This window comes from Streptomyces sp. NPDC003248 (genome assembly GCF_055563235.1).
This window is the reverse complement of the sequence record NZ_JBVHDT010000027.1, coordinates 33,936-51,901: the sequence shown is the minus strand read 5'-3', so window position 1 is coordinate 51,901 and position 17,966 is coordinate 33,936. Positions and strand designations below refer to the sequence as shown.

Annotated in this window: 15 protein-coding genes and 1 pseudogene; 12 read left to right on the top strand and 4 right to left on the bottom strand. The window is 74.3% G+C overall.

The genetic code is table 11. The features are described 5' to 3' along the window. The 4 genes and pseudogenes from ACZ3KJ_RS34985 to ACZ3KJ_RS34970 all read left to right on the top strand — a co-directional run. Positions 1 to 218 (top strand): annotated as a pseudogene (locus tag ACZ3KJ_RS34985) (flavodoxin-dependent (E)-4-hydroxy-3-methylbut-2-enyl-diphosphate synthase); the annotation flags it as partial. Positions 219 to 444: 226 nt separating this feature from the next. Next, positions 445 to 1,293: a GNAT family N-acetyltransferase gene (locus ACZ3KJ_RS34980; RefSeq protein ID WP_389520151.1), complete on the top strand. Its 849-nt coding sequence runs from the start codon at positions 445 to 447 to the stop codon at positions 1,291 to 1,293. Positions 1,294 to 1,448: 155 nt separating this feature from the next. After that, the gene (locus ACZ3KJ_RS34975; RefSeq protein ID WP_467532945.1) at positions 1,449 to 1,985 is read left to right on the top strand and encodes a GNAT family N-acetyltransferase; all 537 of its coding nucleotides are present in this window, start codon (positions 1,449 to 1,451) and stop codon (positions 1,983 to 1,985) included. 108 nt (positions 1,986 to 2,093) lie between these two features. Continuing rightward, complete coding sequence (locus tag ACZ3KJ_RS34970; RefSeq protein ID WP_389520147.1) at positions 2,094 to 3,797, top strand: proline--tRNA ligase; 1,704 nt, start codon at positions 2,094 to 2,096, stop codon at positions 3,795 to 3,797. A 436-nt stretch (positions 3,798 to 4,233) separates the two neighbouring features. On the opposite strand, the gene ACZ3KJ_RS34965 is transcribed toward ACZ3KJ_RS34970, so the two are convergent. The 3 genes from ACZ3KJ_RS34965 to ACZ3KJ_RS34955 form a co-directional block, all read right to left on the bottom strand. Beyond that, positions 4,234 to 5,139, bottom strand: a complete 906-nt coding sequence (locus ACZ3KJ_RS34965; protein WP_467532944.1) for an aminoglycoside phosphotransferase family protein — start codon at positions 5,137 to 5,139, stop codon at positions 4,234 to 4,236. Positions 5,140 to 5,370: 231 nt separating this feature from the next. Then, positions 5,371 to 5,889, bottom strand: a complete 519-nt coding sequence (locus ACZ3KJ_RS34960; protein ID WP_467532943.1) for a ferritin-like domain-containing protein — start codon at positions 5,887 to 5,889, stop codon at positions 5,371 to 5,373. Next, positions 5,886 to 6,458: a hypothetical protein gene (locus ACZ3KJ_RS34955; protein ID WP_467532941.1), complete on the bottom strand. Its 573-nt coding sequence runs from the start codon at positions 6,456 to 6,458 to the stop codon at positions 5,886 to 5,888. The genes ACZ3KJ_RS34960 and ACZ3KJ_RS34955 overlap by 4 nt, the downstream gene beginning before the upstream one ends. Positions 6,459 to 6,706: 248 nt before the next feature. On the opposite strand from ACZ3KJ_RS34955, the gene rimP reads away from it, so the two are divergent. The 7 genes from rimP to truB all read left to right on the top strand — a co-directional run bounded on the left by rimP (position 6,707) and on the right by truB (position 13,707). After that, the gene (gene rimP, locus ACZ3KJ_RS34950; RefSeq protein ID WP_467532940.1) at positions 6,707 to 7,216 is read left to right on the top strand and encodes a ribosome maturation factor RimP; all 510 of its coding nucleotides are present in this window, start codon (positions 6,707 to 6,709) and stop codon (positions 7,214 to 7,216) included. 2 nt (positions 7,217 to 7,218) lie between these two features. Then, complete coding sequence (nusA, locus tag ACZ3KJ_RS34945) at positions 7,219 to 8,205, top strand: transcription termination factor NusA (RefSeq protein WP_467532938.1); 987 nt, start codon at positions 7,219 to 7,221, stop codon at positions 8,203 to 8,205. A 101-nt stretch (positions 8,206 to 8,306) separates the two neighbouring features. Beyond that, positions 8,307 to 8,603 (top strand): YlxR family protein, encoded by a 297-nt coding sequence (locus ACZ3KJ_RS34940; RefSeq protein ID WP_467532936.1) that lies wholly within the window; start codon positions 8,307 to 8,309, stop codon positions 8,601 to 8,603. A 147-nt stretch (positions 8,604 to 8,750) separates the two neighbouring features. Beyond that, positions 8,751 to 11,831, top strand: a complete 3,081-nt coding sequence (gene infB, locus ACZ3KJ_RS34935) for a translation initiation factor IF-2 (RefSeq protein ID WP_467532934.1) — start codon at positions 8,751 to 8,753, stop codon at positions 11,829 to 11,831. Between the two features lie 181 nt (positions 11,832 to 12,012). Next, positions 12,013 to 12,306 carry a DUF503 domain-containing protein gene (locus ACZ3KJ_RS34930; protein WP_385075136.1) on the top strand — a complete coding sequence of 98 codons (294 nt, stop codon included), beginning with the start codon at positions 12,013 to 12,015 and terminating at the stop codon, positions 12,304 to 12,306. A gap of 49 nt (positions 12,307 to 12,355) precedes the next feature. Beyond that, the gene (gene rbfA / locus ACZ3KJ_RS34925) at positions 12,356 to 12,805 is read left to right on the top strand and encodes a 30S ribosome-binding factor RbfA (protein ID WP_467532932.1); all 450 of its coding nucleotides are present in this window, start codon (positions 12,356 to 12,358) and stop codon (positions 12,803 to 12,805) included. Then, complete coding sequence (gene truB / locus ACZ3KJ_RS34920) at positions 12,802 to 13,707, top strand: tRNA pseudouridine(55) synthase TruB (protein ID WP_467532930.1); 906 nt, start codon at positions 12,802 to 12,804, stop codon at positions 13,705 to 13,707. Before rbfA ends, truB begins: the two co-directional genes overlap by 4 nt. Before the next feature lie 216 nt (positions 13,708 to 13,923). On the opposite strand, the gene ACZ3KJ_RS34915 is transcribed toward truB, so the two are convergent. Beyond that, a complete protein-coding gene (locus ACZ3KJ_RS34915) occupies positions 13,924 to 14,502 on the bottom strand; it encodes a hypothetical protein (RefSeq protein WP_467532948.1) in 579 nt (192 codons plus the stop codon). A gap of 24 nt (positions 14,503 to 14,526) precedes the next feature. Between ACZ3KJ_RS34915 and ACZ3KJ_RS34910 the strand changes: the two genes are divergently transcribed. Then, positions 14,527 to 17,904, top strand: a complete 3,378-nt coding sequence (locus tag ACZ3KJ_RS34910) for a serine protease (protein ID WP_467532946.1) — start codon at positions 14,527 to 14,529, stop codon at positions 17,902 to 17,904. The last annotated feature ends 62 nt before the right edge of the window (positions 17,905 to 17,966 follow it).

The following is a 17,966-nucleotide window of genomic DNA, read 5'->3' as shown; positions in this document are numbered from 1 at the left end:
GCTGCGTGGTGAACGGCCCCGGCGAGGCGCGCGAGGCCGACCTCGGCGTCGCCTCCGGCAACGGCAAGGGCCAGATCTTCGTCAAGGGCGAGGTCATCAAGACCGTCCCCGAGTCGAAGATCGTCGAGACCCTCATCGAGGAGGCCATGAAGCTGGCCGAGCAGATGGAGGCGGACGGCATCACCTCCGGCGAACCGTCGGTGTCGGTCGCGGGCTGACCAGCGGGGCCCTCACCGTCCAAGTGCCGGTCAGCGAACCCAGCCCGTCCGGCGTTTGAGGACGAGGCCCCTTCAGGGCCGAAGCGGGGGCCCGGGGGCGGCAGCCCCCGGCGACGGTTCGGCGCCCGACGGCCCCCAGCCCCGGGAGCCGAACCGCAGGGCGCACTGCCCAGCTTCCGCAGGTACAGTGCGGAGATCAGGCAGACCCCAGTGTGAGGCCCCGCACGTGTTGACGCAGACCACCTCCCGGGTCCTCGAACCGAGCGACCTGGACGCCGCGCTCGCCGTCCTCGACCGCGAGCCGGTCGCGAACGCCTTCGTGACCTCCCGTGTGCAGGTCGCCGGCCTGGACCCCTGGCGGCTGGGCGGTGAGATGTGGGGCTGGTACGAGGACGGCATGCTGACCTCCCTGTGCTACGCCGGCGCCAACCTGGTCCCCATCTGCGCCACCCCCCGCGCCGTCCGCGCCTTCGCCGAGCGCGCCCGCCGGGCCGGCCGCCGCTGCTCCTCCGTCGTCGGCCCCGCCGAACCCACCGCCCAGCTGTGGCGGCTGCTCGAACCCCACTGGGGCCCGGCCCGCGAGGTCCGCACCCGCCAGCCCCTCATGGTCACCGACCGCATGCCCGCCGACATCGCCCCGGATCCCTACGTCCGCCGCATCCGCAAGGACGAGATGGAAACGATCATGCCGGCGTGCGTGGCCATGTTCACCGAGGAGGTCGGCGTCTCCCCGATGGCGGGCGACGGCGGACTGCTCTACCAGGCCCGGGTCGCCGAACTCGTCGGCTCCGGACGCTCGTTCGCCCGCCTCGACGACCGGGGCAGGGTCGTCTTCAAGGCGGAGATCGGCGCGGCGACCCCGCAGGCCTGCCAGATCCAGGGCGTGTGGGTGGCCCCCGAGTACCGGGGCAGAGGGCTGGCGGCGCCCGGCATGGCGGCGGTCCTGCGCTACGCCCTGGCGGACGTGGCCCCGGTGGTGAGCCTGTACGTGAACGACTTCAACACGGCGGCCAGAAGGACGTACCAGAGGGTGGGGTTCCGGGAGACGGGCGCGTTCATGAGCGTGCTGTTCTAGGGCCTGTCGTTCGGATCAGGTCGCAGGGACCCGACAGCGCCCGGTGGGCGTCTGCGGCGTGATCCAAACGACAGGCCCTAGTGGGGGCCCGGCCGCTCGGCGTCGGACGAGCCCGCGCCCCGCGGACGGCGGAACCTCCCCTGTAGTCTCCCGTCATGGACCTCGTCATCGGCCCCTTGGACCTCACAGCCCACGTGGACGAGGCCTTGGCCGTCCAAGCCGTCGCCTTCGGGCTGGGCCCGGACGAAGTGGCCGTCCGCCGGCAGATCGTCCTGCGTCACATGGCGTACCCCGGAGCGAGGGCCCTCGGCGCCACGGCCGGCGGCACACTCGTGGGCTTCGTGTACGGCATGCCCAACGACCGCACCCACTGGTGGTCCACCGTGGTGGAGCCCTACCTCCGCGCCCAGGGCAACGACGCCTGGCTCGACGACTCCTTCGTCATCACGGAACTGCACGTCCATCCCGCCCACCAGAACCGCGGGGCGGGCCGCGCCCTGATCACCACCATCACCGACGGCGCGACGGAACCCCGCTCGATCCTCTCGGCGATCGACACCGAGAGCCCCGCCCGGGCCCTCTACCGCTCCCTCGGCTACCAGGACCTGGCCCGCCGCGTCCTCTTCCCCAGCGCCCCCCGCCCGTACGCGGTGATGGGCGCCCCGCTCCCGCTGCGCCGTCCGCACGGCTGACGGATTTCCGGCCACCCAGGGCTCCCGGCTAACCTCCTAGCCATCACCATCTCCCGCTCCCGGCATCGCCCGAGCGGGGGACCCCCATCCGGCAGGAGTACGAGAACCATGGCGAACGCACCGGTCCAGCGCATGTCCCAGTTGATGGCGAAGACCCTGCGCGACGACCCCGCCGACGCCGAGGTCCTCAGCCACAAGCTCCTCGTCCGCGCCGGCTACGTGCGCCGTACCGCCGCCGGCATCTGGACCTGGCTCCCGCTCGGCAAGAAGGTCCTCGCCAACGTGGAGCGCATCGTCCGTGAGGAGATGGACGCGATCGGCGCCCAGGAGGTGCTGCTCCCCGCCCTGCTGCCGAAGGAGCCGTACGAGGCGACCGGCCGCTGGGACGAGTACGGCCCGGAGCTGTTCCGGCTGAACGACCGCAAGGGCGGCGACTACCTCCTCGGCCCGACCCACGAGGAGATCTTCACGCTGATCGTGAAGGACCAGGCGTCCTCCTACAAGGACCTGCCGGTCATCCTCTACCAGATCCAGACCAAGTTCCGGGACGAGGCCCGCCCCCGCGCCGGCATCCTGCGCGGCCGCGAGTTCCTGATGAAGGACTCCTACTCCTTCGACACCGAGGACGAGGGACTCGCCCGGTCCTACGCCCTGCACCGCCAGGCCTACCAGAAGGTGTTCGAGCGCCTCGGCCTCGACTACCGCATCTGCGCCGCCACCGCCGGCGCCATGGGCGGCTCCAAGTCGGAGGAGTTCCTCGCCCCGGCCGGCGCCGGCGAGGACACCTTCGCGGACTGCCCGAACTGCGACTTCGCCGCCAACACCGAGGCGATCACCTACGAGCTCAAGCCGGTCGACGCCGACGGCGTGCCCGCCCTCGAGGAGATCCCGACCCCGGACACCCCGACCATCGAGACCCTCGCCGCCTCCCTCGGCGTCCCGGCCTCCGCCACCCTGAAGAACCTCCTCGTCAAGGTCGACGGCGAGATCGTCGCCGTCGGCGTCCCCGGCGACCGCGAGGTCGACCTGGACAAGGTCGAGGCCCACTTCGCCCCGGCCACCGTCGAGTTGGTCACCGCCGAGGACTTCACGGGCCGCCCGGACCTGGTCCGCGGCTACGTCGGTCCGCAGGGCCGCCAGGAGAAGCTGACGTACATCGCCGACCCGCGCGTGGCCCCCGGCACCGCCTGGATCACCGGCGCCAACAAGGAGCACACGCACGCGAAGAACGTCGTCGCGGGCCGTGACTTCGAGGTCGACGCGTACGTCGACGTCGTGGTCGTGCAGGAGGGCGACCCCTGCCCGAACTGCGGCACCGGCCTCAAGCTGGACCGCGCCATCGAGATCGGCCACATCTTCCAGCTCGGCCGCAAGTACGCCGACGCCCTCAAGCTGGACGTCCTCGGCCAGAACGGCAAGCCGGTCCGCGTCACCATGGGCTCCTACGGCATCGGCGTCTCCCGCGCCGTCGCCGCCCTCGCCGAGCAGACCGCCGACGACAAGGGCCTGTGCTGGCCCGCCGAGGTCGCCCCGGCCGACGTGCACGTCGTCGCCGCGGGCAAGGCCCTCCAGACCGAACTCGCCCTCGACGTCTCCGAGAAGCTGCGGGCGGCCGGACTGCGCGTCCTGGTCGACGACCGGGCCGGTGTCTCCCCGGGCGTCAAGTTCACCGACTCCGAGCTGATCGGCGTACCGAAGATCCTGGTCGCGGGCCGCCGCTCGGCCGAGGGCGTCCTGGAGCTGAAGGACCGCCGCACCGGTGAGCGCGAGGAACTGACGGTGGACGAGGCACTCGCCCGCCTCACCGCCTGACGGACGAGCCCCCGGCACGCGGGGTGCCACCCACGGCACCCCGCCCCGGACCCGGCACTGCGGCCGTCCTCGCGCCGGCTCCAGCACTCCGGCCGCTCCCGCCTTCCCGCCCGGTCCACCGCGCCGGCCGCCTCCGTGCCCGGCTGTACTGTGGCCGCCCTCGTGTCCGTCCGGTTCCGGCACTGCGCCCGCCTCGCGCCCGCTTCGGTCCGCCTCTGCGGCTGCCCTCGTGCCCGATCCGGCACTCCGGCCGCTCCCGTCCCCGCGCCCACCCCCGGCCCGGCGCCCAGGCCGCTTCTGCCCCCATGCCGGCACCCGCGCCCCTCTCACACCGGCACCCGCGCCGTTCCTACGGCGGCACCCTTGCCGACATCGGCACCGCGCCGTTCCTCCGCCGACACCCGCGCCGCCGTCGGCACCCGAGCCGCCGTTCCGCCTACAGCCAGCCGGCGAACTCCAGCAGCAGTTCCGCGTCGCGGGTCCGGCCCACCCGGCGGGCCCGCAGACCGGACTCCACCGCGCGGAACAGGGTCCAGCCGCGCAGCCGTTCCTGGTCCACCTCCAGCGACTCCGCGAGCCGTTTCACGCGCCGCCGGGTGGTCGCCGCCCCGGACGGCGAGGCGATCAGGTCCTCCACCCGGTCCCGGACCAGCCGGGCCAGGTCGAAGGCGCACTCGCCGACCACCGGATCCGGCCCCACGGCCAGCCACGGCATCCGCTCACCGGACAGCACCTTGCTCTGCCGGAACGTGCCGTGCAGCAACCGGTGCTCGGGCGGCGCGGCGAGCAGTTCCGCACGCGCCGTGAGCGCCGCGTCGACCAGCGGGACCACCTCGGCGTCGGCACTCGCCCGCATCGCCTCCGCCTGCCGCCCGGTGCGCTCGGCCACCGTCTCGAACACCCGCCCGCCGGCGTCGTCGCCGGGCGGCTCGACCCACAGCCGTCGCAACGTGCCCGCCGCCTCCAGCAACGCCTTGGCCTCCGGCAGCGACCGCACCGACACATCGGGGTGCAGCCGCTCCAGCAGCAGCACCCCCTCCGTCACAGGCCCCTCCAGCGGCAGTACGGCACCCAGGCCGCCCCAGTGCGCGAGCGCCGCCCGCTCGGCCTCGGGCCGGAAGCGGGGCGGGGCCAGCTTCAGCACGGCCGGGGTCCCGTCGGCGCACCGCACCAGCACCACCAGGCTGCTGCGCCCACCCGGCACCTGCACCCGCTCGACGGTCAACCCGCGTAGAGAGACGGCCTGTCGGGCCGCCTCCGGCAGCTTCTCCAGCCAGTCGTCACCGTCCGGTGCCGTCTCACCGAGCGCCCTGACCAGACGCCGCGGCGGTTCGAAAGCCATGCGCGATCCGTCCCTTCCCTGCTCCTGGTCCCGCCCTGGTCCGCTCCGCTGCGGGCCGTCGGCCCCCCGGTGCGCCTGTGCCCCCGTCCGCCGCCTTCACGACCTTCACGGCTTCGCCGCCGCTGACGTGTCCTGACGCCTTCCGGCGCCTTCCGGTGCCCTCCGGCGTCTTCCGGTGCCTTCCGGCGTCTTCCTGAAGTCTCCCGACGTGTGCGCTGCTCCGCCCGGCGATCAAGAGGCCGGGGCCGCCCGCCCCGCCTCCGTGGCCGACGGCCCGGCGCCGGTGACGGCCGGGTCCCCGGCCGTGGCGGACCGCTCCGCGAGACCAGGGAAGGCTACGCTCCCGCCCCGCCAGCGCACCGCCCGCACCGCCGCCTCCCGCAGCGCCCCGGCCGCCTCCCGGCGCCGTGCGTCCCCGGTGGCCCGCACCAGGTCGGAGTAGACCCCGGCCACCCGTTCCTCCAGCTCGGCGGCGAGCCGCACCGCCGCGACCGAGTCCTCCACCGGGAACGGCAGGGCGTACGCGGCGCTCGCCGCGACCGGCTCCGCCCCCAGGTCGCGCACCTCGCGCGCCAGCGCGTCCCGCCGGGCCCGGTGCGCGTCGTACGCCGTCTGTGCCTCCGTGCGCCGCCCCTCGCGGACCCGGCCGCCGACGACGCCGTACCCGTACACCGCCGCGTGCTCGGCGGCCAGCGCCGCCTGGAGCGCCGCCAGCTCCCCGCTGTCCCGGTCGTTCTTCCGCCCGCTCATCGGGCCCCCTCCGTCAGCAGGTACGCGTGCGCGGCACCGGCCGCCGCCACCGAGGCCAGCAACCGGGCCAGTTCGCCGGGCACGGCCGCCAGGGCCGCGAGCCGCTGATCGGCCAGCGTGCGCTCCGCGGCGGCGAGGTCGGCGAGCGCGTCGCCCTCGACCGGGGGAACGGCGGCCGGGGAGGACGCCCCGGAGGCCGACGCGGAAGGGGACGCGGGGGACGAGGCCGCGGCGGCGGAAGAGGGGGAGGCCGAAGGGGAGGCCGACTGCCCGGCGGCGCCCCCGAAGGCCGTCAGGTGCTCCACGACCTCCGCCCGCAGCGGCGCCAGCTGCCCCACCAGCGTCGGATGGACGGAGAGGACGGCGTCGTACCGCGCCACCAGCCCCGCGCTGTCCCGCGCCGCACGCGCGCGTGCCCGGTCCGCGGCCGACGGGCTGCCGTCCGAGCCGTCCCCGCCGGAGTCGCCGTCCGTGGAGCAGCTCGCCAGCAGGGCGGCCCCGACGGCCGAGGCGAGCAGGGTTCTTCTGCGCGGACCCGAGAGGGTGCGCGGCGGCGGGGGGAACGGCACGGCAGACGTCCTCGGGGAACTCGTACGACAGAAACACCGATCACGGGTGGGCATGCCCGTGATCACCGTACCCGCGCACCCGCCCGGCACCACTCATCGGCACCGGCCCCACCCCGCCGGCCGCACGGCGCGCGCGGGGCGGCGCGGGCCCGCCCGCGGTGGACGGCAACACCCCCCGCGACCGGATACCCTTTGACCAGACACGCGACCCATCCCACAACAGCACACGCGGCCGAGGAGTCACCCGGATGAGCACCACCCAGAGCGAGAGGCTGCGAGAACTGCTGGAACCGCTCGTCACCTCCCAGGGTCTGGATCTCGAAGAAATCGCCGTGGACTCCGTCGGACGCAAGCGTGTGCTGCGCGTCGTCGTCGACTCCGACAGCGGTGCCGACCTGGACCAGATCGCCGATGTGAGCCGCGCGCTCTCGGCGAGGCTCGACGAGACGGACGCGATGGGCGAGGGCGAGTACACCCTCGAGGTCGGGACCCCGGGCGCGGAGCGCGCCCTCACCGAACACCGCCACTACGTACGGGCCACCGACCGCCTGGTGCGGTTCCAGCTCCACGAGGACGGTGAACTCGTCGCCCGCATCCTCACCGTGGACGACGACGGCCTCGACGTCGAGGTACCGGGAGTGAAGGGCCGCAAGGCCACCACCCGCAGACTCGCCTTCGACGCCATCGACCGGGCCCGCGTCCAGGTCGAGTTCAGCCGCAAGGACAAGAAGGACATGAAGGAAGAGGAGGAGGCGTAGCCGTGGACATCGACATGAGCGCCCTGCGGGGCTTGGTGCGGGAGAAGGAGATCTCCTTCGACCTGCTGGTCGAGGCGATCGAGTCGGCCCTCCTCATCGCCTACCACCGCACCGAGGGAAGCCGCCGCCACGCGCGCGTGGAGCTGAACCGGGAGACCGGTCACGTGACCGTGTGGGCGAAGGAGGACCCCGAGGACCTCGAGGAGGGGCAGCAGCCCCGCGAGTTCGACGACACCCCGTCCGGGTTCGGCCGCATCGCCGCCACCACGGCCAAGCAGGTGATCCTCCAGCGCCTGCGCGACGCCGAGGACGACGCGACGCTCGGCGAGTACGCCGGCCGTGAGGGCGACATCGTCACCGGAGTGGTCCAGCAGGGCCGCGACCCGAAGAACGTGCTCGTCGACATCGGCAAGCTGGAGGCCATCCTGCCGGTGCAGGAGCAGGTCCCCGGCGAGACCTACCAGCACGGCCTGCGCCTGCGGTCGTACGTCGTCCGCGTGGCCAAGGGCGTGCGCGGGCCCTCCGTGACGCTCTCGCGCACCCACCCCAACCTCGTGAAGAAGCTCTTCGCCCTGGAGGTGCCGGAGATCGCCGACGGGTCCGTCGAGATCGCCGCCATCGCCCGCGAGGCCGGCCACCGCACGAAGATCGCGGTCCGTTCCACCCGTTCGGGCCTGAACGCCAAGGGCGCCTGCATCGGCCCCATGGGCGGACGCGTGCGCAACGTCATGGGCGAACTGAACGGCGAGAAGATCGACATCGTCGACTGGTCGGACGACCCGGCCGAGATGGTGGCGAACGCGCTGTCACCCGCCCGGGTGTCGAAGGTCGAGGTCGTCGACATGGCGGCCCGCTCCGCCCGCGTGACCGTTCCGGACTACCAGCTGTCCCTGGCGATCGGCAAGGAAGGGCAGAACGCCCGGCTCGCCGCCCGCCTCACCGGCTGGCGGATCGACATCCGGCCGGACACGGAGCAGGCCGGGGAATAGATCTCGGCCGGTGGCCGTTGAGATCACGACAGTTCTTGCGCGGTAACTGTGCGATTCCTGCCCCAAAGGGGTGGGGTCGCTACGGGGAGGTAGACTTAACTGTGTCTGGCCGGACGCACGCCCGAACATGCCCTGAGCGCACCTGCGTGGGGTGCCGGGAGCGGGCGGCCAAGACGGAGCTGCTGCGCATCGTGGCGGTCGAGGACGCCTGCGTCCCCGATCCTCGCGGTACGCTGCCCGGCCGGGGTGCGTACGTGCACCCCGCCCCGGTCTGTCTCGACCAGGCGGTACGCCGCCGAGCGTTCACCAGGGCTTTGCGCGCCCCGGGAGCGCTCGACACAAAGGCGTTGCGCCGGCACGTCGAGCAGACGACAGTTGCCGATCAGGTAACACCGTAAGACGCGTCGCGCGGAACCCCCGTGCGGCTCTGGTACCCCGCGAGTTGGAAGTAGGTCGAGATTGCGATGAGCACTCGATGAGCACGCGATGAGTACGCCCATGAAGTAGCGACGGTCCGGACGCAACCCGGACCTCAAAGGAGCGAAGTGGCTAAGGTCCGGGTATACGAACTCGCCAAGGAGTTCGGTGTGGAGAGCAAGGTCGTCATGGCCAAGCTCCAGGAACTCGGTGAATTCGTCCGTTCGGCGTCTTCGACGATCGAAGCGCCTGTCGTACGCAAACTGACTGACGCCTTCCAGGGTGGCGGTGGCGGCAGGTCCGCCAAGCCCGGCGCCCCGCGCAAGGCAGCCCCCAAGCCCGCCGCGCCGTCCCCGGCGCAGGCGGCTCGTCCGGGTCCGGCCGCGCCGCGGCCGGCCGCCCCCAAGCCTCCGGCGGCCCCGCAGCCCGCGGCCCCCGCCGCGCCGGCCGCATCGTCGGCTCCGTCGGCCCCCGCGCCGTCGGCCCCCGGCCCGCGCCCGGGTCCCCGGCCCGCGCCGCGTCCGGCCCCCGCCGCCCCGGAGTTCACCGCTCCGCCGTCGGCCCCGGCCGCGCCGAAGCCCGCCGGACAGGGTCCGCGCCCCGGCGCCCCCAGGCCCGGTGGCCGTCCCGGCCCCGGCCAGGGTCAGCAGGGCGGTCAGGCCCCCCGTCCGGCCGCCGCGCAGGGTCCGCGCCCCGGTGGCGCCGGCGCCCCGCGTCCGGGCGCCCGTCCGGCCGGTCCCCGTCCGGGCAACAACCCCTTCACCTCCGGCGGCAACGCCGGTATGGCCCGTCCGCAGGCCCCCCGTCCGCAGGGCGGCCCCGGCGGTCCGCGTCCCGGCGGCGCTCCGGGCGCCGGTCCCCGTCCCCAGGCCCCCGGCGGCCAGGGCGGCGGTCCGCGTCCGCAGGCTCCGGGCGGTCCGCGCCCGTCGCCGGCCGGCATGCCCCGCCCGCAGGGCGGTCCCGGCGGTCCGCGTCCCGGCGGCCCGCGTCCGAACCCCGGCATGATGCCGCAGCGTCCGGCTGCCGGCCCCCGCCCCGGCGGCGGCCCCGGCGGTCGCGGTCCCGGCGGCGGCGGTCGCCCCGGTGGCGGCGGCGGTCGTCCGGGCGGCGGCGGCTTCGCCGGCCGTCCCGGTGGCGGTGGCGGCGGTTTCGCCGGCCGTCCCGGTGGTCCGGGTGCCGGTGGTGGCGGCGGTTTCGCCGGCCGTCCCGGTGGTCCGGGCGGTGGCGGCGGTGGCCGTCCCGGCTTCGGCGGTCGTCCCGGCGGTCCCGGTGGCCGCGGCGGCACGCAGGGTGCCTTCGGCCGTCCGGGTGGTCCCGCGCGCCGTGGCCGCAAGTCGAAGCGGCAGAGGCGCCAGGAGTACGAGGCCATGCAGGCCCCGTCGGTCGGCGGCGTGATGCTGCCTCGCGGCAACGGCGAGACCATTCGCCTGTCGCGCGGTGCGTCGCTCACCGACTTCGCGGAGAAGATCAACGCCAACCCGGCGTCGCTCGTCGCGGTCATGATGAACCTCGGCGAGATGGTCACCGCGACCCAGTCCGTCTCCGACGAGACCCTGGAACTCCTCGCCGGCGAGATGAACTACACGGTTCAGATCGTCAGCCCGGAGGAGGAGGACCGCGAGCTGCTCGAGTCCTTCGACATCGAGTTCGGCGAGGACGAGGGCGACGAGGAGGACCTGGTGGTCCGCCCGCCGGTCGTCACCGTCATGGGTCACGTCGACCACGGTAAGACCCGCCTGCTCGACGCCATCCGCAAGACGAACGTCATCGCGGGCGAGGCCGGTGGCATCACCCAGCACATCGGTGCCTACCAGGTCGCGACCGAGGTCAACGACGAAGAGCGCAAGATCACCTTCATCGACACCCCGGGTCACGAGGCGTTCACCGCCATGCGTGCCCGTGGTGCGAAGTCGACCGACATCGCGATCCTGGTCGTCGCGGCCAACGACGGCGTCATGCCGCAGACGGTCGAGGCGCTCAACCACGCCAAGGCGGCCGACGTCCCGATCGTCGTCGCGGTCAACAAGATCGACGTCGAGGGCGCCGACCCGACCAAGGTGCGCGGTCAGCTGACCGAGTACGGCCTGGTGGCCGAGGAGTACGGCGGCGACACCATGTTCGTCGACATCTCCGCCAAGCAGGGTCTGCACATCGACTCGCTGCTGGAGGCCGTGATCCTCACGGCCGACGCCTCGCTCGACCTGCGGGCCAACCCGAACCAGGACGCGCAGGGCATCTCGATCGAGTCCCGTCTCGACCGCGGCCGCGGTGCCGTGGCGACGGTCCTCGTCCAGCGAGGCACGCTGCGGGTCGGCGACACGATGGTCGTGGGCGACGCCTACGGTCGTGTGCGCGCCATGCTCGACGACAACGGCAACAACGTGGCCGAGGCCGGCCCGTCGACGCCGGTCCAGGTCCTGGGCCTGACCAACGTCCCGGGCGCGGGCGACAACTTCCTCGTCGTCGACGAGGACCGCACCGCCCGCCAGATCGCCGAGAAGCGTGCGGCCCGCGAGCGCAACGCGGCCTTCGCCAAGCGCACGCGCAGGTTCTCCCTGGAGAACCTGGACGCGGCTCTGAAGGCCGGCGAGGTCCAGCAGCTGAACCTGATCATCAAGGGTGACGCTTCCGGTTCGGTCGAGGCGCTCGAGTCCTCGCTGCTCCAGCTGGACGTCGGCGAAGAGGTCGACATCCGCGTCCTGCACCGCGGCGTCGGTGCGGTCACGGAGTCCGACATCGACCTGGCGATGGGCTCGGACGCCATCGTGATCGGCTTCAACGTGCGCGCGGCCGGCCGTGCGCAGCAGATGGCCGAGCGCGAGGGCGTGGACGTCCGCTACTACTCGGTCATCTACCAGGCGATCGAGGAGATCGAGGCGGCCCTGAAGGGCATGCTGAAGCCGGAGTACGAGGAGGTCGAGCTCGGCACGGCGGAGATCCGCGAGATCTTCAAGTCGTCCAAGCTGGGCAACATCGCCGGTGTCCTCATCCGCTCGGGCGAGGTCAAGCGCAACACCAAGGCGCGCCTCATCCGCGACGGCAAGGTCATCGCGGAGAACCTCAACATCGAGGGCCTGCGTCGCTTCAAGGACGACGTCACCGAGATCCGCGAAGGGTTCGAGGGCGGTATCAACCTCGGCAACTTCAACGACATCAAGATCGACGACGTCATCGCGACGTACGAGATGCGGGAGAAGCCGCGGGTGTGACCACCCGAGGTGCGCGCCGGCCGGCAGGGTCCGTCCCTGCCGGCCGGCGCGCCGCCGTTCCCGGGGGCACCCGGAAACCCCGTCGAGCCTCCGCGGGTATCGTTGTACCGTTCGTGATGCCCTGTCCCACACGGCCGACGGGGCCATCGATCCCGTACCGGCGGGTGAACCGGCTACACACATGTACGTGGGGACTCTGTCCTTCGACCTGCTCCTCGGCGACGTCCGGTCGCTGAAGGAGAAGCGCTCCGTCGTCCGCCCCATCGTCGCCGAGCTCCAGCGCAAGTACGCGGTGAGCGCGGCCGAGGTGGACCACCAGGACCTGCACCGCCGGGCGGTCATCGGCCTGGCCATGGTGTCCGGCGACGCGGAGCACCTGACCGACGTACTGGACCGGTGCGAACGGCTGGTCGCCGGCCGCCCCGAAGTGGAGCTGCTGTCGGTCAGGCGCCGCTTCCACGGCGAAGACGACTGACCGACCAGACCAGAGAACGCAAGCAGAAGAAAGAACGGGAGACGGACCAGTGGCCGACAACGCGCGCGCCAAGAGGCTGGCGGACCTCATCCGAGAGGTGGTGGCCCAGAAGCTGCAGCGAGGGATCAAGGACCCGCGGCTCGGTTCCCACGTCACCATCACGGACACCCGGGTCACGGGTGACCTCAGGGAGGCGACCGTCTTCTACACCGTGTACGGGGACGACGAGGACCGGAAGGCCGCCGCCGCCGGCCTGGAGAGCGCCAAGGGCATCCTGCGCTCGGAGGTCGGCCGCGCGGCCGGTGTGAAGTTCACGCCGACGCTGGCCTTCGTCGCCGACGCCCTGCCGGACAACGCCCGCACCATCGACGACCTCCTCGACAAGGCGCGCGCCGCCGACGAGAAGGTGCGCGAGGCGTCCGCGGGCGCCGCGTACGCCGCCGGCGCCGACCCGTACCGCAAGCCCGGTGACGACGAGACGGACGACACCGCCGAATGAACCGGAAGCACACCGCGCCCGACGGCCTCGTCATCGTCGACAAGCCGTCGGGCTTCACCTCGCACGACGTCGTCGCCAAGATGCGGGGCATCGCCAGGACGCGCCGCGTCGGGCACGCCGGCACCCTCGACCCGATGGCGACGGGCGTCCTCGTCCTCGGCATGGAGAAGGCGACCAAGCTCCTCGGGCACCTCGCCCTCACCGAGAAGGAGTACCTGGGGACCGTCCGGCTCGGCCAGAACACCGTGACGGACGACGCCGAGGGGGAGATCACCTCCTCCACCGACGCCTCCGCGGTCACCCGGGACGCCGTCGACGCCGGCATCGCCAAGCTGACCGGCGACATCATGCAGGTCCCGTCCAAGGTCAGCGCCATCAAGATCGACGGGGTGCGCTCCTACAAGCGGGCCCGCGAGGGCGAGGAGTTCGAGATCCCCGCCCGGCCCGTCACCATCTCCTCCTTCACGGTGTACGACGTCCGCGACGCCGTCGCCGAGAACGGCACCCCGGTGCTGGACCTGATCGTCTCGGTGGTCTGCTCGTCCGGCACCTACATCCGCGCCCTCGCCCGCGACCTGGGCGCCGACCTCGGCGTCGGCGGCCACCTCACCGCCCTGCGCCGCACCCGCGTCGGCCCGTACAAGCTGGACGCGGCCCGCACCCTGGACCAGCTCCAGGAGGAGCTGACGGTGATGCCGATCGCGGAGGCCGCCGCGGCTGCGTTCCCCCGCTGGGACGTGGACGCGCGGCGGGCCCGGCTGCTCACCAACGGCGTGCGGCTGGAGATGCCCGACGAGTACGCCGGCTCCGGCCCGGTGGCCGTCTTCGACCCCGAGGGACGGTTCCTGGCGCTGGTCGAGGAGCAGAAGGGCAAGGCGAAGAGCCTCGCCGTCCTCGGCTGAGCCACCGCCTGAGCCACCGCCGGTTCCGCCCGTGGAGCGGCGGGCACGGGGTCCTGCCTCCGCCGCCGCTCCACGGTCCCCCTCGGTTCCCCCCACCCCTAGGGTGTGTCCGACGGCCCTCGTTCATTCACCCGTCCGGGCAGGCGCTCGGAGTGAACCCGGGGGGTGTCAGGGGGCGCGTTCGTTCCGCCGTCCGCCCGGGCGATCACCCCGTGCCTACCGTCGAACGGACAGGCACGTGCGGTGGGAGGTACGACGATGGCGGAAAGGGACCCGCGAACCGGCGACGGCCGTCACTTTTCCCCTGGTGCCGCCGGTGCCGCCGGTGCCGCCGGTTCTGTCGGTTCTCCTGATTCCACCGGTTCGTCCGGTTCCCCGGGACTCGCCCCGCATCCGGTGCATCCGGCCGGTCCTGTGCACCCTGCCGCGCAGGTCTTCGACGACTCCCTCGTCACCCTCCACGACCCGGACGGCCGGCCGCGCGGTTCCGGCTTCGTCGCCGACCACCACGGCACGGTCGTCACCAGCCATGAGGCCGTCGACGGTCTCCACCGTCTCGTCCTGCACGTCGTCGGTGACCGAGAGGGCCTGGGGGACCCGGGGGGCCCGGGGGTTCGCGGGGTCCGTGGGGACCTGCAAGGCGACGTGCAAGGGGACATGAACGACCGCGGTGACTTGATCGGCGGTGGCGGCGGCGATGGCCATGGCGGTGGCGGTGGTTGTGGCCGTGGTGATGGCGGTGGCGGTGGTTGTGGCCGTGGTGATGGCGGTGGCGGTGGTTGTGGCCGTGGTCATGGCGGTGGTTGGTGCCGTGGTCGTGTGGTCACGGCCGACGCCGTCACCCCGCTGCCGGAGCTCGGTCTGGCCCTCGTCCGCACCGAGGGCCTCGTGGCCGACCCCCTGCCGGTCACCGTCCGGGACGGCGTCGCGACGGGCACCCACGTCCTGCTGGCCGCCGGCTGCTGGCGCGAGGCGCGGGTGCTCGGCGCGACGTCCGTGACGTACACGGCCACGGACCGGTGCCACTCCCTCGACACCGCCCTGGACCTCGCGATCGGCACGGCGGGCCGGGACGCGCTGCGGCCCGGCGGGGGCGCCACCGGCGGACCGGTGCTCGACGCCGCGACCGGGGCCGTCGTCGCCGTCCTGGGCACCGCCGTGCGCTCCGACGGGCACGACGCGGCCTTCGCCGTGCCGCTGCGCCCGGCCCCGCCCGACGGCCCGCTCACCGCGCTCCTCGCCCGCAACGCGGCGACGGTCCCCGCCTACGGCGCCGACCTCAACCTGGCCGGCGTCCTGGAACTCACCGCCACCTCGGTGGGCTCGGACGGCCCGCCCGCCGACCATGCCGGACCGCCGGTCGAACGCGCGCTGCCGGCCCGGGAGTTCGCCGCGTTCACCACGAGCCCGGCGGCCGTCCTCGGCCTCGTCGGCGCCCCGGGCAGCGGCCGTACGACCGAACTCGCCGCGCTCGCCGCACGCCGCGGCCGGGGCACGGAACCGGCGCCCACCCTGTGGCTGCGCGGCGCGGACCTCCGGGACGACGACGGCTCGGTCGCCGACGCGGCCCGCCGGGCACTGCACCGCGCGGCCCGGATCGTGGCCGCGTCCCGCCCCGGCCTGACCCCCGGCGACCTCACGCCGGAGCGGGTCGCCCACCTCGCCGACGCGGCCGGACGCCCCCTGCTGCTCCTGCTCGACGGCCCCGAGGAGATGCCTTCGCCCCTGGCCCACCGGCTGCGCGAGTGGACCGCCGGGACGGTGGCGTGGCTGCGGGAGACGGGGGCACGGCTCGTGGTGGCCTGCCGAGCCGAGTACTGGGAGCAGGCCGGCGCGCACTTCCCGCCCGAGACGCTGTACGGCCGTACGACCCGGGCGTTCCCGCCCCGCGTCCCGCTCGGTGATCTCACCCCGGAGGAGGCCCGCGAGGCCCGCGCCCGATACGGCGTCCCCGACACCGCGCTCCACCCCGCGGACGCCCGGCACGCCCTCACCCTCCGCCTCTGCGCGGAACTCCGCGCAGCCCTGCCCGACGCCGACGCCCCCGGCACCCCCCTCGGCCGCGACGATGTCCTCGCCGCCCACCTCGACCTGATGTGCCTGCGCGTGGCGGTCCGGCTGGCCGCGGAGAACGGCCTGCGCGGCACCGCCGTGCGCCGGCTCGCGGCGAAGGTGTCCGGCCAGGTCCACGAGGCCGCCCGGCGATGTCTCGGCCCGGGACAGGGACAACTGGACCGGGCCGCCTTCGAGGCGGTGTTCCCGTGGGGGCCCGCCCCGGCCCGGCTCGGCGGCGGCACCGGCTGGGCGTCGGCGGTCCTCGCCGAGGGCCTCCTGGTACCGGCGGGCAGCGGCTACCGCTTCGCCCACGAGGAACTCGCCGACTGGATCCAGGGCGTCCACCTGGACCTCGACGGGGCCCTGCGCGCCCTGGTCCACCGCCACCGCGCCCCGGACGGCGTCCCTGTCCCGCAGCACAGCGATCCGGACGGCGTCCCCGTGTCGCCCGTCCCGCACCACGGCCATCCGGGCGGCACCCGCGCCTTGCCCGTCCCGCACCATCGTCCTTCGGACGGCGTCCGTGTGTCGCCCGTCCCGCACCACAGCGATCCGGACGGCGTCCCCGTGTCGCCCGTCCCGCACCACCGCATCGGCCCCGTCGTCCAGGCACTGCTGCTCGTCGCCCGTCAGCACGGCACACCGCGGCTCTCCCGCCACCTCCGCGAGGTGACGGACGCCCTGGAAACCGACCCGGACGAGTGGTGGGCCGCCCGACTGCTCAGCGAGACCCTGCTGCGCGTCCCGGACGCCACACCGTACGCCGACGTCCTGCGGCTGCTGGCCGACCGGCTCGCGGCCCGGCGCGGCCGGCCCGGCGGCCCCGCAGGGTTCGGCCCCGACTTCTGGACCGCCCTGCCCCTGCCGGACCGGACCCGGCTGGACCTGCTGCGCCGCCTGGTCCTCGCCGACGCCGCCCCGCACGCCGCGGACCGGCCCCGTTACCTCGACGCCGTCGCCGGCCTGCTCACCGCCGACCCCGCCGCCGTACAGCCGCTGCTCACCCACTGGTTCGACGACGAGCGGCCGCTGCCCGCGACACCGCACGCCACCGTCGCGACCGCCGCGCAGGCACTGCTGCACACGCACCGGCACCGGGCCCCGGACGACCTCACGGAGGCCCTGGTGGACTGTGCGCACCCGCGTGCCGACGAACTGCTCGCGGTGCTCGCGGAGGAGGAACCGTCCGCGCTGTGCCGGGCCGTGGACCGCTGGGCCCACGACGAGCGACCGGCCCGGCGGGCCGCGGCGGTGGCCTGCGCCCTGCGCGCCGCGCCCCACGTCCGCACCGCGGCCGACCGGACGCTGCTGCGGTACGCGGCCCTCGCCCTGCTGGCCCGCCCCGCCGACCGCACCCTGCACGGCGGCGCGGTCGCCCTCCTCGTACGGGACCCGCAGACCCGCGCCCGCCACCTGCCGTCGGCGCTGGAACGGTTCGCGTCGGGCGACCCGTGGCTGCCGCCGAGCGCCCTGCTCACCGCCCTGACCACCCATCCCGAGCCGGTCCTGGACGCCGTCCGCGCCCGTCTGCGCGGCCCGCACCCGGAACCGGGCCGCCTGCTGGGCGCGCTCGTCGGCACGGCCACGCCCGACCTGGCCGGCCGGATCGCCGCCCTCGTCCTGGAGGGCGTGGAACACCGGCCGGAGACCGCGGGCGAGGTGGCCGTGTCCGTCGACCGGCGCCTCGACCAGGGGCCGGCCGCCCGCCCCGTCCTGCTCCCCCTGGCCACGGGACTGCTGGAGAGCGGCCCCGCACCGATGCGGGCCGCCCTGGCCACCGTCCTGGCCGCCCCCGGCGGGGCCCCGGAGTCCGGCTCACTCCGCCGTGAGCTGCTGGAGCACCTCCTCGCGCACGAGCACGACCCCGCCGTCCTGGACGCCGTCCTGCACGCGGCCGCCGCCCGGCGCGGCGACGCCCTGCGCGCCCTCGTCCACCGCACCGGCCTCCTCCTCGTCCGCACCCCGGACGGCGCGGCCCGCTTCGACCGCGGCCTGGTCGAGCTGGGCCGCCATGTCCCCGGCTTCGCCGCGCAGGTGGCGGGCTGGCTCGCCGAGGCCCCCGCGGAGTGGGCGCCGCTGATCGGCCCGGGCGCCCGCCGCACGATCGAGAACCTGGCGGGTGCCGCCGGGGTCCTGGCCTGAGCCCCCCAGCCCGCCGGCATGACCGCCCCGGCATGACCGCCCCGGCATGACCGCCCCGGCGG

Excerpts from the sequence above, each read along its gene's own strand:
- ACZ3KJ_RS34975 (WP_467532945.1), top strand. The coding sequence starts at position 1,449 with ATGGACCTCGTCATCGGCCCCTTGGACCTCACAGCCCACGTGGACGAG.
- ACZ3KJ_RS34970 (WP_389520147.1), top strand. The coding sequence starts at position 2,094 with ATGGCGAACGCACCGGTCCAGCGCATGTCCCAGTTGATGGCGAAGACC.
- ACZ3KJ_RS34965 (WP_467532944.1), bottom strand. The coding sequence starts at position 5,139 with ATGGCTTTCGAACCGCCGCGGCGTCTGGTCAGGGCGCTCGGTGAGACG.
- ACZ3KJ_RS34960 (WP_467532943.1), bottom strand. The coding sequence starts at position 5,889 with ATGAGCGGGCGGAAGAACGACCGGGACAGCGGGGAGCTGGCGGCGCTC.
- rimP (WP_467532940.1), top strand. The coding sequence starts at position 6,707 with ATGAGCACCACCCAGAGCGAGAGGCTGCGAGAACTGCTGGAACCGCTC.
- ACZ3KJ_RS34930 (WP_385075136.1), top strand. The coding sequence starts at position 12,013 with ATGTACGTGGGGACTCTGTCCTTCGACCTGCTCCTCGGCGACGTCCGG.
- truB (WP_467532930.1), top strand. The coding sequence starts at position 12,802 with ATGAACCGGAAGCACACCGCGCCCGACGGCCTCGTCATCGTCGACAAG.
- ACZ3KJ_RS34915 (WP_467532948.1), bottom strand. The coding sequence starts at position 14,502 with ATGACCACGGCCACAACCACCGCCACCGCCATCACCACGGCCACAACC.